Here is a 12,619-nt window from a genome sequence, read left to right on the forward strand (position 1 = left end):
TGATCTGAGTAGTCAAGAATGTAATTTGAACGCGGGCAGATTATTCGTTAATCACCTGAATGCAATTGATATCTTTAATTATAAATAACGGTATGATTGAGGTGCTACAATATTACTACCAAAACAATTTAAAGACATAGGTACTTCATATTGAGTTACTTTACCAACAGCGATAGCAAAAGCTAGTGCTTTTTCTTCAAAATATTCATCATAAAATTCTTTGCTTATACCGGCATATTTTTTTGTTTTTTCCCAGATTAAATGTGGTTCATCGGATATTACGTGATCTATATCAAATTCTCCTACAACTTTTCCAATAGGCCTTGTTGCATAAATGACTACAGTCTTAACAGATCTATTTTTAAAAATATTTTTTCTAAATTCAAATCGTTTTTCACCAGATAATATTTTTTCTACAAATTCTGGTTTAATTGATAATAAGACTTTCATTAATTTCACCTAGTTTCAAAATTTTATCAAATTGGTCATCGCTTAGTTTTAAACAACTCCATCTATCTTCAGAATCTAAAGCAACATCGTTAATAAGCGTAGCTCTATTGATTCGATGAGGTAAAGCAATATTATATGTAAACTTTATTACATAACAAGGAAATCTAGTTTTATAACAATTTTCATCATATGCCTCATTTAATTCATCTAGTGTAAATATGCTGTATTTACTACAATAATCAATAAACTCTTTTTTATTAGAAAAAGAAGAAACTGTTTTTACTTCTTCAACAACACAAATTGAAGTAATAACAGATGAATAATAAGCTATCTTATCTTTTTCACTGGTTCTATAAATTACAATAATATCTCCTTTTTTTAAATTACCAAGCTTTTGTATTTTAGAAATATACACTTTGTGAATACTATTTGAGTGTGAAACATCATGGATTATTGAACTTGATTCTGTTTTTAAAATTGAGTCTGGAAAAAGTCGAGTGTGAAATTGAGGATATATAGCTAATAAATATTTGTTAGTTTTTATATTAATATAAGGATAGTCTTTTTCTAAATTACAGGTATGAGTTCTTATTTTTAATAAAACTAATTCTATACCGTTATTACTATTTTTGGTTCCATATAAAGAAAAACCGAACCGTTCAAAAAGATGAATTAAATAATCATGTTTTTCAAAAACAGTTACATATATGCCATCAACATTATTTTCGATAGCAGTATCAAATATTTTTTTAATAAAACGCTGACCACGTAATGTTCCAGCTGGATTAAATTTAAATGTACCTATTTTTAAATATAACCCATTAATTAAAGGGGGATTTATATCATCAATTTTATTTTCTAACTTTAAGTACATAAAACCGTCAATTAATGAAGAATTACCATTATATAAAACAAATGCAGAATCTTGTGTTTTGACTTTTTTATTCCACCAATCAACAAAACCATGAGCATAATCGCGTTTTAACGAATCAAAAAAAGGATCTGAAAAATTAATTTCTGCGAATTTTTGTATCTTTAAATTATCCATATTTATTCCTCATATTCAGAGTTGACTATAGTTATAGGTGTTTATTATATTTAGTCATTAATGTTAATTATTCTATTACGATATAACTTACTTTTTTACACAGTTTTTCTGCTTTTCAACTTCTTTTAGTTATTGCCTACAATTATTTTTGGGCTTGCTGCCTATCACTATATTTATTTAAATATTCAATCTTATAGAAACCAACATTCAAACCTTCAGTAATATCGCCATTTTTATATTGTTTATCTTTATCATAAAAAAAAGCGAAAACTCTATCCTTATATCCTGTATAAGCACCAAAACTATTTTTTGAATTGACAGAATATAGAATCACATCCGCTTCATCCCCATTTATTTTTACTTTTAATGGTTTTTCGAACTTATATTTAGCACTATCAAAATCTTTCAAATCTACTTCTAAATAATTAAGAATCTGCTTTTCATAATCACTATGGCTATCGCATCCAACCAGCATAAGCAACATAATTAATATGAATAATGAATATGATTTTTTCATTGTTTTTTTCACTATTCACCCCATAACTCTCTTCTTTGAATTTCTAATTCCAATTCATAAATAATTTTATTATTTTCAACTAATAATGGGTGTAAATATTTTGTTCGCTCATATAATGATTTAGTAAAAATAGGGATTAAAAACAATGATACTACAACAATTATAAATAAAGTATTGCCAGAAAAAAGAGGTTCAAAGGTTGAGGTTTTGCTTGATACTAGCGCATGTAAATTCAATACAGATACAGATATGATTGTCAAGGAGATTAACAGAATTGCAAAACATGGAAGGTTAAAATAGCGCTTTTTGTGGATTTTTTTATTCCGCTTTTTTACAAAATTAACTGTCTGTAAAATTAATTTTTGAGAAATTTCGCTAATATCTACATTGTTATTTTTAAGATTAACGTAGACATTAATAATATTTTCACCAGCGACTTGTTCAACTCTGTCATTAAAATTTTGATCCATTTATTCCTTCCTCTTTGCTCCCATATTGTTATAAATATTACCGGCTGAAATTTGCCCATTTACTGAACCATTTATAATCTGTTTTGTTTTGCTAGTTTGTTGTGCAGTTCCTGCCATTAGCGCACCCAATGTAGCAGCCTTAACTGCGAGTGGGGCTGTTCTAAATTTGTCAATTAAATCTTGCTCATCAACAGATAAATTACTTGTTGTTCTAATACCAGTTACAACATATTGAACATCTAACCCAAAATTAGCTAACGTAGATAAATATAACGCATCAGGAAATCTCTCACCTTTTTCATAATTAAGTTGAGTTAATTTCTTTACATTAGCAATTTCTCCCATAGCAACTTGGCTAAGGCCCATACGTTCACGTTCTTCTTTTAGTCTTAATCCGATATTTTTTTGCATACTTTTTATCTTGACAGGTATAAATATTTATACCATAATTTAACACATAATTTATAAATCGCTTATTAATAACTTATATCAAAGGAGCTAAAAAATGTCTAAAGTTCTCACTCCACAACAAGTTAAACAACAATTCCAACAAAAAGGTAAAACTATCAAATCTTGGGCGATTGAAAATGGTTACCACCCTGTTGTTGTTTATAACGTTCTTAATGGTTTAAGCCGTGCTCATCGAGGTAAAACTCATGATATAGCAGTAAAACTTGGCTTAAAACAAGCTAGTTAATATTGATTGTAACAGTTTTTCATATGCAGAAAAAGGTCGAAAAACATGAACAGATCACAAATTTCATCATCTGGCGCTCGAACACTTAAAGTACTGAAAGCACTTAAAGGTTATACGTTAACTGGATTATCAAATGGCGATATTGCCAAAATGATTGGTGAATCACCAGTTAACGTAACTCGCTCACTGCAAACGCTAATTGAAGAAGGGTTAGTTATTAAATTAGATAATGGTTTATTTGCTCATAGTGTGCAAATGTTACAAATAGCTCAAGCGCACGCAATTCATATCACTCAAATGCAAGACCAAATAACAGAAATCAATCAGCGAATTACTGCTGGTGCTAGATAGGATAAATAAAATGGCAAGAACAGCAAAACCAAAAAACGAAGCAATTAATCTACCAGTTATTGATGAACAGGGTATTAGTGATGCAATGAATGCTATGACTTCTATTCAAAGTCAATACAACGCAGAACGGGATCTAGTTAATCAGCTTTTAGGTCAGGCGCAAATGGCTGATGCTTTTGGTAAATTTTCGGTAACGGTTACCACTTCAAAATTGGCATTTGTTAAAGAAAACAAATTATATCAACACTTAAGCGGGAAAAAAACTGGTAACGGTTACCAATTATCTGGTACTTGGGATGAATTTTGTTCATTATTAGGATTTTCTAGAGAAAAAGCAGATCAAGATATAGCAAACCTAAAATCCTTTGGTGAAGAGGCTCTAGAATCAATGTCAAGAATGGGCATTGGCTACCGTGAGCTACGTCAATATCGTAAGTTACCCGAAGACCAAAAAAACGCATTAATTGAAGTGGCCAAATCTGGCGATAAAGAATCATTAGTTGAATTAGCAGAAGAGTTTATTGCTAAAAATAATAAAGAAAAAGAGCAACTCAAAAAAGATAACGATAATTTGCAAGCTGATTATAAAGCATTAAGCAAGCGCAATGCTGATGTAGCAAAAGAAAAAGAAGAATTGGCAATCAGATTAGCCCAATTTGAAATGAATACAGTGCCACTTGATGAGCGTTTAGAACCATTCAAAAAACAGATTGCCGAAACTCAATCACGAATTGATGAATTACTCGAACAACAACGTCAGTATGTACAGTTGGTGGATAAATTACAAAAAGAGATCATAATAAATGACCCAGATTACGACCCCGAACAACCGTATTCATTACCAGAACAATTAAGAGTAACACTAACAATTCTACAACAATCATTAAAACTGACATTATCCCAGAGTAAACGAATTTACAACGATTTCTGGATGAATTTCAGTGATGATATCGAATCAGAATTCAGTAATACCTTAATAGATAATTAATTTGGTAAGGTAAAAATATGATTGCACCAAATATTCGTGAATATCTAAATAATGTAGCCATCAAACTGGATAATGTTGGTCACGGTCAACGTGGTCAGATATTGGATGAAGCACAAATATTTTTAGGCTATTCAAGACAAACAATTTATAGACAGTTAAAAAAAGTTTGCGGTTGGTCAAGCGAACGTAAAGCTAGAACGGATAAAGGAAAAATGTCTGTTTCAACTGATTCATTGTTAGCACTGGCAACAATGAGTCGTGAATCAGTACGTGATAATGGCAAACAAACCATGTTTACCACTACGGCTCGTGGCATATTAGAGCAAAACGGGCATGAGATTAATGTTAGTAATGCAACTCTAAACCGTTTGATGAGACAAAGAAAAATAAATGTGAAAGCACAACAAGTTGCGAACCCGGTGCAATCATTACGTGCATTACATCCGAACCACGTTCACGAAATAGATCCGTCACTATGTTTGATTTATTACATGAAAAATAAACAACATATTATGCGTGACCGTGATTTTTATAAAAACAAGTTAGAAAACTACGCAAAAATTAAATACAAAGTCTGGCGTTATACTTTGTATGATCGTGCATCTGGCATGATTATACCTTGGTATGTTGAAGCTGCTGGAGAAAACCAACACTCATTATTCCAATTTTTAATGTTTGCTTGGGGTAAGCAAGATGGGCGTTTATTTCATGGCGTACCACAACTGCTTTACTGGGATAAAGGTTCGGCAAATACTTCTTCAGCAATCAAAAACCTATTGGATCATCTGGAAGTCAAATATCTTGAGCATGAGGCAGGTAATGCGCGTGCCAAAGGTGGAGTTGAAAATGCCAATAATATCATCGAAACACAGTTCGAAAGCCGTTTGAAGTTTCAACCTGTCAGCAGTATTGATGAACTTAATCAAGCAGCTTTAAATTGGGCTGAAGCCTATAACGCCAACAGACTACCAGGACAGGATACACGTTTACGTCGTATTGGACTTGCTGAACCTATATCACGTCAATCTCTTTGGCAACATATTACAGCAGAACAATTACGAATATTGCCGTCATTAGAAATTTGCCAAGCACTTATGGCGAGCCGAGAACAAGAACGACAAGTTAAAGCCGATTTAACTATTAGTTTCAAACATCCACAAGCTGACAGTTCACTGGTTTATAGTTTGAAAGGCTTAGATGGTATTACTGTTAAAGATAAAGTCAGCGTACGTTCATTAGTATACGGTGATTGCGCAATTCAAATTGAAGTACCTCGTTATGACGGTGAGTCTTTAATCTACCGTATTGAACCTGACCGTAACTTTGACCAGTTTGGACAACGTTTAGATGCGCCAGTTATTGGCGAGGAATATAAATCCAAAGGTGATACCGAAATTGAACAAGCAGCAAAAGCGATGGATCAAACTGCATACCCTGACATGGCCGAAGATGAAATCAAAAAAGCGAAGCAAAAGCAAGTTACACCATTTGGTGGCAAGTTAAATACACTCAGTTATTTAGAGGATATTAATCACCCCGCTTATTTTGAACAAAAAGGAAATGAAATTGAAACACCAGAGCATTTAAAACCTGTTACAACGACATTAACGCTAACAGCTGCATTAATGCGTATTACGAGTTCAATCGGTCGTAGATTAACAATAGATGAAAATAAGTGGCTATCTGCACGTTATCAAGATGGTGTGCCTGAAGATTCGTTAGATTCACTAATTCGTACATTTACAACGCCCGTTACAGCCATTGCAGACGGTACAACAGGGTTTAGGAGTGTTAAATAATGTTGAAATTAAAAAACGTAATGAAGCAATTCAATATTAAGCAAGCCCAGCTAGCTAAATGTATTGAATATAAGGGGAATTGCATCAGTCAAGCAGTTATTAATTTAATTATTAATCGTGATATTTGGCCGCGTTCAATCCAACGTGAGGAGCTAGAGCAAAAGATTGAAAAAGCATTAATAAAACTAGGTTTAAGTAATGATTATCTATTAGATATTTTTAAAGAAGAAACTGACACAGCCGAAATCTTGGCGGACAACGCTGTGCCAGTTGACTCAAATGAACATTTAACAAAGGAGTCAGCATATATGTTACTACGAAAACAAACTATAAATCGAGATGCGCGTGCACATTTCCGCATTCCTCGTGACCCGTTCACTGACGAAATGACGGAAGACGCTGATGTTTATCTATCTGATGATATCCGTTACGTTCGTGCGGCAATGCGTCAAACAGCCCAGCATGGGGGCATGTTGGCCGTTATTGGTGAATCAGGTAGTGGTAAATCAACATTACGACATGATTTGATTGATTGGATCAATATTAATCGTGAGCCTATTACTGTTATAGAGCCATATGTACTGGGCTTAGAAGACAATGAAGTTAAAGGGAAATCGCTCAAAAGTATGGATATTAGTAGTGCAATCATCAGTGCTATCAATCCACAAACAAAACCAAGACGAAGCGCTGAAGCACGTGCCAGACAAATGCACGAACTACTCAAAAACAGTGCGTTATCAGGCCGGAAACATCTATTAATTATTGAAGAAGCACACGGATTACCAATCCCAACGTTAAAGCACTTAAAGCGATTTTATGAGCTGCAAGAAGGGTTTAAAAAATTACTGTCAATTATCTTAATTGGGCAAACTGAACTACAAACCAAATTGTCAGAGTACAACCCCGAAGTTCGTGAAGTTGTGCAACGTTGTGAAGTTGTAAATCTAAAACCATTGGATTTCAAAGCTGAAGAATATATCAAGCATAAATTCGCACGTATTGATATGGACTATACAACATTATTTGATTCATCAGCATTTAACGAAATCATTAACCGATTAAGAGTCGCTTCAACTCGACGAGGTGAAAAGCAAGTTCGGTCATTGTGTTACCCATTAGCAGTAAATAACTTAGTTTCTAACGCATTGAATCTAGCAGCACGCATAGGCGCACTGAAAGTGACTGGTGAAGTAATTACTGAGTGTATTAAGGAACGGGGGATATGTGATGCAAAATAATTTATTAATTAGTAATAGTTTAGTACGAATCGGTAAAGCTGTTCATTCTCTGGATAATAAAGCGTTAACTGTCATTGGTTATCATCACGATAATTCAAACAGACCAACAATTGAAATCGCCCATCATCCTATTTGTGAAAAGATGATTGCTAATGGATCTGCTGTTTATTATATGCATATTGGAGTACATCGCTTTGGACAGTTTGAATTAGAAGGTTGCCGTGTTGTTTGGAAAGAACTTGATTTAAGTCGTTTTCATTAAGGAGTTATCAAGATGATAAAAGCAAAAACACGTATTAAAGCAACTGCCTCAATTTATGTTGTGCAATCTAAAGAACAAGCATCTGAAGCCATTAAATATTTGGGTGATATTCAACGTGAATTAGTTCGTTTAGAAACAGAAATGAATGACAAAATTGCTGATATCACAGCAAGTTTTTCATCTAATATCGAAGATTTAACAAAAAAATCGACACAAATACAAAAAGGTATTCAAATTTGGTGCGAAGCAAATAGGGATGAATTAACAAATAACGGCAAAGTGAAAACGGCTAATCTAGTTACAGGTGAAGTGCAGTGGCGGAATCGACCACCTTCATGCATTATACGAGGGATTGATGCAGTTATTGAGTCACTCAAAAATCTAGGGTTAGAACGTTTTATTCGGACAAAAGAAGAAGTCAACAAAGAAGCCATTTTAAATGAATCTAATGTTGTTGCTCATGTTCCTGGCATAACTATCAAAAAAGATATTGAAGATTTTGCGATAGTACCGTTTGAACAGGAGGTTGTCTAATGAGCGTTGAATTTAATCCTAAAAGTAAAGACTGTTTTTGTTTTGGTGTGGCAAATGGTACTTGGTTTCATCTACTAAAAACATCAAAAATTAGAGAGATTTTAAACAATCCGCCGCTTTCAAATGATCCGATTCGCGCAACTAAAAAACAAGCGTTAGCATGTGCTGAAGCAATTAAAAATTGGCAACCTACTGAATTTTGGTTTAGTAGTGATCCCGAAAAAGGCAAATTGATGTTTATTGAATTTTTTGAAAAATGTAATGGGTTTTCAACCTTTTAATAAAGGATATAGCTATGCAACAAACAGATTATTGTATTTTGTATCAATTTGTATTAAGCCAGGTTGCTAATTTCATAGTTCATTGTAAAGAAAATGGTTTATCTGAATGTGAAGCTGATCGTATTGTTGATGAATTAGAGGAACTGGCAAATGAGTAAAATGACATTAATAATTGAATTCGAAAATGGTAAAGAACCATCTTTTCATGCAAATCAAAATATTTTAGGAGGTCAATTATCTTTTGTCGCATTTTCTGACTTAAATGAATCAATTAGAAATGATATTGAAAGAATCATTATAAAAAATTTAGGTAGATTACCATCAATAAATGATGATGCTACAGATATTTTGGTTGATATTGCTAGTAAATTTGATTTATTAGAAAAATTGGATTTGATGATGAAAACTAAATTTTCTAATCCTAAACGCTATATGCCCGATTATCATGTTTCAATTAGCCATGAAGATTCATTTATGCGTGAAGTTAACGGTCAAGGTTATGTTGATGGAAAGCTGTATGATGAACTCTATGCTGAATATGTAAAATTAAAATCAATTAAAACATTAAAACAGCGTTTTGTTAGTTTTTAAGATGTTTTTATGACAAATAATAATGAAAAGTATATTGAAAAAATCAAAAAACTTTTAGCATTAGCAAAATCAACAAATCCTAATGAAGCTGCTATTGCAATGAATCAAGCCATCAAATTGATGGTAAAACATAATATTAGTAATAAAGATGTGGAATTATCTGAAATTGAGGAACATGTGTCAAAACATGCCCCTTCAAATGCAGAAAAACCACCAAGATATTTTTCAATATTAGTAAGCATTATTTCAAGCGCATTTGGCGTGCGAGCTTACTTTACTTGGGAAAACAATAAACGAAAGGTTTCATTTTATGGACTTAGGGAACGGCCACAATTAGCAGCTTATACCTTTGACGTTTTAAGTGTTCAATTAGTTAAAGCTAGAAAAGAATTCTTATCACAACAAAATGGTAATTGTAAAAAAATCACTAAAATCAACCGAGCTGATGCGTTTTGTGTTGGCTGGGTTAATGGTGTTTATCAATTAATTGAAGATTTTGCGATGACTGATGAGGAACTAAATCTATTAGCTGAATATAAAAAGACCAAAGATTTATCACCAGCTAAGATTAGAGATGCTAAAAAGTGTAATGGTTCGGATTCTTCGCATTTTATTGGTTACTTACAAGGTAAAACCGCTCAATTGAGTCATGGTGTATCAAGTTCAGGTTATTCTCCATCATTAATAGGGAATAAATAGATGAAATCTAAATACATAAAGCTGGTTCATATTGCAAAATCGCAACTTAATCTGGATGACGATACATATCGTCATCTATTACTGAATGTAACTAAAAAAACTAGCACCAAGGATATGACAGTTTGGGAACTGGAAAAAATTCTTAACAACCTTAAATCAAAAGGCTTTAAAGTTAAATCATCAAAAAAAACAGGGAAGATAACTGCTACAGAACCAGTTCATAAAAAAATACGCTCATTATGGCTAGAACTAGCTGATGCAGGCGTAGTCAAAAATCGCTCAGAAAAAGCTATCAATTCATATGTAAAGCGTATTGTTGGTGTTGAAGTAATGGATTGGTTGAATACTGCTCAAGCAATGAAAGTCATTGAAAGCCTAAAGCGTTGGCAGGCTCGTATATTAAGGAATAAACATGAAGCTAACACGTTGCCCGATTTGTCATAACGAAATTAATTTAGAAGCATTGGTAGAGGATAATTCTGGCAGAGAACTACTCATGTTGGTGAGCACTTTAAATTATGGTTGTGCTAAACCTATGATCGCCTATATTGGTTTATTCCGTACTCAAAAATCAAATTTGAGTAACTCACGGGCAGTTAATTTAATTAATGAGGTACTACAACTATATCAACCTAGTAGACACCTTGCACATGCATTAAGAGAAACCGTTAATAACATTCACGCTAAACGTGCCCTAGGTGAATACAAACCATTTAAAAATCATAATTATCTGAAGTCAGTTTATGATTCTACTAATCATTTATTTGCATACGTTGAGCATAAAGAAGAAAACAAACCAATTCGAAGTAGTAACGAAGAATACTTTGAACAGATGTATAAAGCGGGCGCGGACTTCAATAAATTAGAAACAAACATACCTGGCGCACTAGATTGGTATAAGAAAAGGACAGGAGTATAATAATGAATAAATCTGCAATGTCTATCAAACGTCATGAGTTACTAACACACATATCATTATCTGTAGCTAGAGAAGCAATGGATTATGGTCTATCTGACGACATTGCAGCGCAACTTGGCGATAATATTGCAAATACAATTTCAGAGTTATTTGGCGGTCAAAATCTAACATTTCCACGTGATTTTATCTTCAAACTAAACCAGCGCGACTTACAAATTTATAACGCATTTAAAGGCAATAACTACGCTGAACTGAGCCAAAAATACAATATGACAGAACGTGGCATCAGAAAAGTAATCGACCGAGTTCATAAACGAATAATAAAAGAAAAACAACCTGCGTTGTTTGATTTTGATAATACCTAATTAATTTTAGAGCAAAATTTTTTAGGCTTTTTTTATTTCATATTTTGTAATACTTTTTCAAAAAACAATTTCAATATTTCCCTGTTTATTTTGTTATATCCCATTTATCTCATCATTCTGTTACTATTTATCATGTTCTGTTTCAAAAATGGCTCAAGATCCAAAAGAACTAATATAATTAAATCGCCAAATTTTAGAACTATTAGACTTAACTAATAAATATAAACCATTGCCATCTGATAAAGTAAAATCCTTTTTCCTTGGCTTGGCTGACTTGATTTGAGTATCATTTAGAGGTTTTATAATCTTGACCATGTTATACGAATTTAAGTTATATTTGAGCGTATAACATAATATATAACATAAAAGTTTGATTTTCGCTAAATCTTCTTGAACTTAGTTAAACGGTAAATCAGATGGAAAGCTTGTTATATAAAGGTTTTTGAACGTTTTTGAATTTGGATGAATTAAGGAGTGGTGGGTTGTGAGGGGATCGAACCCGCGACAAATTGATTAAGAGTCAACTGCTCTACCGACTGAGCTAACAACCCACCGAATTTTCACGTCATTCTATATAAAATTAAATTGTAATGCAAATTGTCAATTGAAATATATTTATTTATAATTTGATAGAAATATCAGATTTATCAAATTTAACATTATAAAATGTTAAAAATATTACTGTTAACCATCAATAATTGTGAATTATAACTAAAATTAGGAGGCAAAAAATGAAAATATCATCAGTAGCTATGTTAGTCTCAATGGGATTAGCTAGTTCAATGGCTTATGCACATAGTGCGAATGAAATAATAGTTCGTGGTGGACCGGTTTATGTACACCCTAAAGATAAAAGTGATCATGTAAAAGTTGGTGGAGCTAAAAGTGATCTTAAAGCTAAAGCGGATAACGATACCCAGCTTGGTTTAAATTTTCAATATATGGTAACTGATAATATTGGTGTTGAATTATTAGCTGCGACGCCTTTTAGCCATCAAGTAAAACTAGGTGGAGGTAATTCAACTGGATTAGCTGGGGCTCATTTAGGTAAAATTAAACATTTACCACCAACATTAAGTGCGGTTTGGTACCCTCTTGATTCCAATTATGAAATACAACCATATGTTGGACTTGGTATTAACTATACCTTCTTTTTCGACGAAAAATTAAGTGGTGAAGCCAAAAAAGCAGGATTCCATGGCTTAGATCTTGATAGTTCATGGGGATGGGCAGCGCAAATCGGTACTGATTATACATTTAATGATAACTGGTTAGTCAACGCCCAGTTACGTTATATTGATATTGAAACTAAAGCGAAAACTCATCTGGGAAATACAAAAGTAACCGCTAAATATGAGCTTGATCCTTGGGTTGCCATGCTTAGTGTCGGTTATAAATTCTAATTTTTAA

General features: G+C 32.8%; 20 protein-coding genes, 1 tRNA gene and 1 pseudogene. 15 read left to right on the forward strand and 7 right to left on the reverse strand.

Annotated features, from left to right (window positions below):
• Positions 1-78: 78 nt before the first annotated feature.
• From A9G12_RS03060 to A9G12_RS03080, 5 genes are all read right to left on the reverse strand, one after another.
• Positions 79-450 carry an ASCH domain-containing protein gene (locus tag A9G12_RS03060; RefSeq protein ID WP_065564397.1) on the reverse strand — a complete coding sequence of 124 codons (372 nt, stop codon included), beginning with the start codon at positions 448-450 and terminating at the stop codon, positions 79-81.
• On the reverse strand, positions 428-1,498 hold the full coding sequence (locus A9G12_RS03065) for an acetyltransferase (protein WP_065564398.1): 1,071 nt from the start codon (positions 1,496-1,498) through the stop codon (positions 428-430). The genes A9G12_RS03060 and A9G12_RS03065 overlap by 23 nt, the downstream gene beginning before the upstream one ends.
• A gap of 142 nt (positions 1,499-1,640) precedes the next feature.
• Positions 1,641-2,027 (reverse strand): hypothetical protein, encoded by a 387-nt coding sequence (locus tag A9G12_RS03070; protein ID WP_065564399.1) that lies wholly within the window; start codon positions 2,025-2,027, stop codon positions 1,641-1,643.
• Positions 2,027-2,485, reverse strand: coding sequence for a hypothetical protein (locus tag A9G12_RS03075; RefSeq protein ID WP_065564400.1), 459 nt, complete (start codon positions 2,483-2,485; stop codon positions 2,027-2,029). The genes A9G12_RS03070 and A9G12_RS03075 overlap by 1 nt, the downstream gene beginning before the upstream one ends.
• A complete protein-coding gene (locus A9G12_RS03080) occupies positions 2,486-2,896 on the reverse strand; it encodes a helix-turn-helix domain-containing protein (protein ID WP_065564401.1) in 411 nt (136 codons plus the stop codon).
• A gap of 94 nt (positions 2,897-2,990) precedes the next feature.
• Between A9G12_RS03080 and A9G12_RS03085 the strand changes: the two genes are divergently transcribed.
• The 14 genes from A9G12_RS03085 to A9G12_RS03145 are packed head-to-tail and all read left to right on the forward strand — an operon-like array spanning position 2,991 to position 11,209.
• Complete coding sequence (locus tag A9G12_RS03085) at positions 2,991-3,182, forward strand: hypothetical protein (RefSeq protein ID WP_065564402.1); 192 nt, start codon at positions 2,991-2,993, stop codon at positions 3,180-3,182.
• A 45-nt stretch (positions 3,183-3,227) separates the two neighbouring features.
• On the forward strand, positions 3,228-3,533 hold the full coding sequence (locus tag A9G12_RS03090) for a helix-turn-helix domain-containing protein (RefSeq protein ID WP_065564403.1): 306 nt from the start codon (positions 3,228-3,230) through the stop codon (positions 3,531-3,533).
• A gap of 10 nt (positions 3,534-3,543) precedes the next feature.
• Positions 3,544-4,521, forward strand: a complete 978-nt coding sequence (locus A9G12_RS03095) for a hypothetical protein (RefSeq protein ID WP_065564404.1) — start codon at positions 3,544-3,546, stop codon at positions 4,519-4,521.
• A 17-nt stretch (positions 4,522-4,538) separates the two neighbouring features.
• Positions 4,539-6,320: a DDE-type integrase/transposase/recombinase gene (locus tag A9G12_RS03100; RefSeq protein WP_065564405.1), complete on the forward strand. Its 1,782-nt coding sequence runs from the start codon at positions 4,539-4,541 to the stop codon at positions 6,318-6,320.
• A complete protein-coding gene (locus tag A9G12_RS03105) occupies positions 6,320-7,558 on the forward strand; it encodes an ExeA family protein (RefSeq protein ID WP_065564406.1) in 1,239 nt (412 codons plus the stop codon). Before A9G12_RS03100 ends, A9G12_RS03105 begins: the two co-directional genes overlap by 1 nt.
• Positions 7,548-7,820, forward strand: a complete 273-nt coding sequence (locus tag A9G12_RS03110) for a hypothetical protein (RefSeq protein ID WP_065564407.1) — start codon at positions 7,548-7,550, stop codon at positions 7,818-7,820. The genes A9G12_RS03105 and A9G12_RS03110 overlap by 11 nt, the downstream gene beginning before the upstream one ends.
• A 12-nt stretch (positions 7,821-7,832) precedes the next feature.
• On the forward strand, positions 7,833-8,354 hold the full coding sequence (locus A9G12_RS03115; RefSeq protein WP_065564408.1) for a host-nuclease inhibitor Gam family protein: 522 nt from the start codon (positions 7,833-7,835) through the stop codon (positions 8,352-8,354).
• A complete protein-coding gene (locus A9G12_RS03120; protein ID WP_081299638.1) occupies positions 8,354-8,635 on the forward strand; it encodes a hypothetical protein in 282 nt (93 codons plus the stop codon). The genes A9G12_RS03115 and A9G12_RS03120 overlap by 1 nt, the downstream gene beginning before the upstream one ends.
• Positions 8,636-8,649: 14 nt before the next feature.
• On the forward strand, positions 8,650-8,793 hold the full coding sequence (locus A9G12_RS12330; RefSeq protein ID WP_176701741.1) for a hypothetical protein: 144 nt from the start codon (positions 8,650-8,652) through the stop codon (positions 8,791-8,793).
• A complete protein-coding gene (locus tag A9G12_RS03125) occupies positions 8,786-9,226 on the forward strand; it encodes a hypothetical protein (protein WP_065564409.1) in 441 nt (146 codons plus the stop codon). The genes A9G12_RS12330 and A9G12_RS03125 overlap by 8 nt, the downstream gene beginning before the upstream one ends.
• Before the next feature lie 9 nt (positions 9,227-9,235).
• A complete protein-coding gene (locus tag A9G12_RS03130; protein WP_065564410.1) occupies positions 9,236-9,925 on the forward strand; it encodes a DUF2786 domain-containing protein in 690 nt (229 codons plus the stop codon).
• Entirely contained in the window at positions 9,926-10,369 is a 444-nt protein-coding gene (locus A9G12_RS03135; RefSeq protein ID WP_065564411.1) for a gp16 family protein, read from the forward strand.
• Complete coding sequence (locus tag A9G12_RS03140) at positions 10,338-10,844, forward strand: hypothetical protein (RefSeq protein WP_065564412.1); 507 nt, start codon at positions 10,338-10,340, stop codon at positions 10,842-10,844. The genes A9G12_RS03135 and A9G12_RS03140 overlap by 32 nt, the downstream gene beginning before the upstream one ends.
• A 2-nt stretch (positions 10,845-10,846) precedes the next feature.
• Positions 10,847-11,209 (forward strand): Mor transcription activator family protein, encoded by a 363-nt coding sequence (locus tag A9G12_RS03145; protein WP_065564413.1) that lies wholly within the window; start codon positions 10,847-10,849, stop codon positions 11,207-11,209.
• Positions 11,210-11,377: 168 nt separating this feature from the next.
• Here A9G12_RS03145 and A9G12_RS12425 read toward each other — a convergent pair.
• Both A9G12_RS12425 and A9G12_RS03150 read right to left on the reverse strand, forming a co-directional pair.
• Positions 11,378-11,524, reverse strand: a pseudogene (locus A9G12_RS12425) (integrase arm-type DNA-binding domain-containing protein); the annotation flags it as partial.
• Between the two features lie 160 nt (positions 11,525-11,684).
• Positions 11,685-11,760 (reverse strand) — tRNA-Lys (locus A9G12_RS03150).
• 180 nt (positions 11,761-11,940) lie between these two features.
• Between A9G12_RS03150 and A9G12_RS03155 the strand changes: the two genes are divergently transcribed.
• On the forward strand, positions 11,941-12,612 hold the full coding sequence (locus tag A9G12_RS03155) for an OmpW family outer membrane protein (RefSeq protein ID WP_065564414.1): 672 nt from the start codon (positions 11,941-11,943) through the stop codon (positions 12,610-12,612).
• Positions 12,613-12,619 lie beyond the last annotated feature (7 nt).

Origin of the sequence: Gilliamella sp. wkB112, assembly GCF_001690685.1 — a bacterium.
GTDB lineage: Bacteria > Pseudomonadota > Gammaproteobacteria > Enterobacterales > Orbaceae > Gilliamella > Gilliamella apicola_J.

Excerpts from the sequence above, each read along its gene's own strand:
- A9G12_RS03075 (WP_065564400.1), bottom strand. The coding sequence starts at position 2,485 with ATGGATCAAAATTTTAATGACAGAGTTGAACAAGTCGCTGGTGAAAAT.
- A9G12_RS03085 (WP_065564402.1), top strand. The coding sequence starts at position 2,991 with ATGTCTAAAGTTCTCACTCCACAACAAGTTAAACAACAATTCCAACAA.
- A9G12_RS03115 (WP_065564408.1), top strand. The coding sequence starts at position 7,833 with ATGATAAAAGCAAAAACACGTATTAAAGCAACTGCCTCAATTTATGTT.
- A9G12_RS03095 (WP_065564404.1), top strand. The coding sequence starts at position 3,544 with ATGGCAAGAACAGCAAAACCAAAAAACGAAGCAATTAATCTACCAGTT.
- A9G12_RS03155 (WP_065564414.1), top strand. The coding sequence starts at position 11,941 with ATGAAAATATCATCAGTAGCTATGTTAGTCTCAATGGGATTAGCTAGT.
- A9G12_RS03090 (WP_065564403.1), top strand. The coding sequence starts at position 3,228 with ATGAACAGATCACAAATTTCATCATCTGGCGCTCGAACACTTAAAGTA.
- A9G12_RS03145 (WP_065564413.1), top strand. The coding sequence starts at position 10,847 with ATGAATAAATCTGCAATGTCTATCAAACGTCATGAGTTACTAACACAC.
- A9G12_RS03110 (WP_065564407.1), top strand. The coding sequence starts at position 7,548 with ATGCAAAATAATTTATTAATTAGTAATAGTTTAGTACGAATCGGTAAA.
- A9G12_RS03080 (WP_065564401.1), bottom strand. The coding sequence starts at position 2,896 with ATGCAAAAAAATATCGGATTAAGACTAAAAGAAGAACGTGAACGTATG.
- A9G12_RS03105 (WP_065564406.1), top strand. The coding sequence starts at position 6,320 with ATGTTGAAATTAAAAAACGTAATGAAGCAATTCAATATTAAGCAAGCC.
- A9G12_RS03135 (WP_065564411.1), top strand. The coding sequence starts at position 9,926 with ATGAAATCTAAATACATAAAGCTGGTTCATATTGCAAAATCGCAACTT.
- A9G12_RS03065 (WP_065564398.1), bottom strand. The coding sequence starts at position 1,498 with ATGGATAATTTAAAGATACAAAAATTCGCAGAAATTAATTTTTCAGAT.
- A9G12_RS12330 (WP_176701741.1), top strand. The coding sequence starts at position 8,650 with ATGCAACAAACAGATTATTGTATTTTGTATCAATTTGTATTAAGCCAG.
- A9G12_RS03120 (WP_081299638.1), top strand. The coding sequence starts at position 8,354 with ATGAGCGTTGAATTTAATCCTAAAAGTAAAGACTGTTTTTGTTTTGGT.
- A9G12_RS03060 (WP_065564397.1), bottom strand. The coding sequence starts at position 450 with ATGAAAGTCTTATTATCAATTAAACCAGAATTTGTAGAAAAAATATTA.
- A9G12_RS03100 (WP_065564405.1), top strand. The coding sequence starts at position 4,539 with ATGATTGCACCAAATATTCGTGAATATCTAAATAATGTAGCCATCAAA.
- A9G12_RS03130 (WP_065564410.1), top strand. The coding sequence starts at position 9,236 with ATGACAAATAATAATGAAAAGTATATTGAAAAAATCAAAAAACTTTTA.
- A9G12_RS03140 (WP_065564412.1), top strand. The coding sequence starts at position 10,338 with ATGAAGCTAACACGTTGCCCGATTTGTCATAACGAAATTAATTTAGAA.
- A9G12_RS03125 (WP_065564409.1), top strand. The coding sequence starts at position 8,786 with ATGAGTAAAATGACATTAATAATTGAATTCGAAAATGGTAAAGAACCA.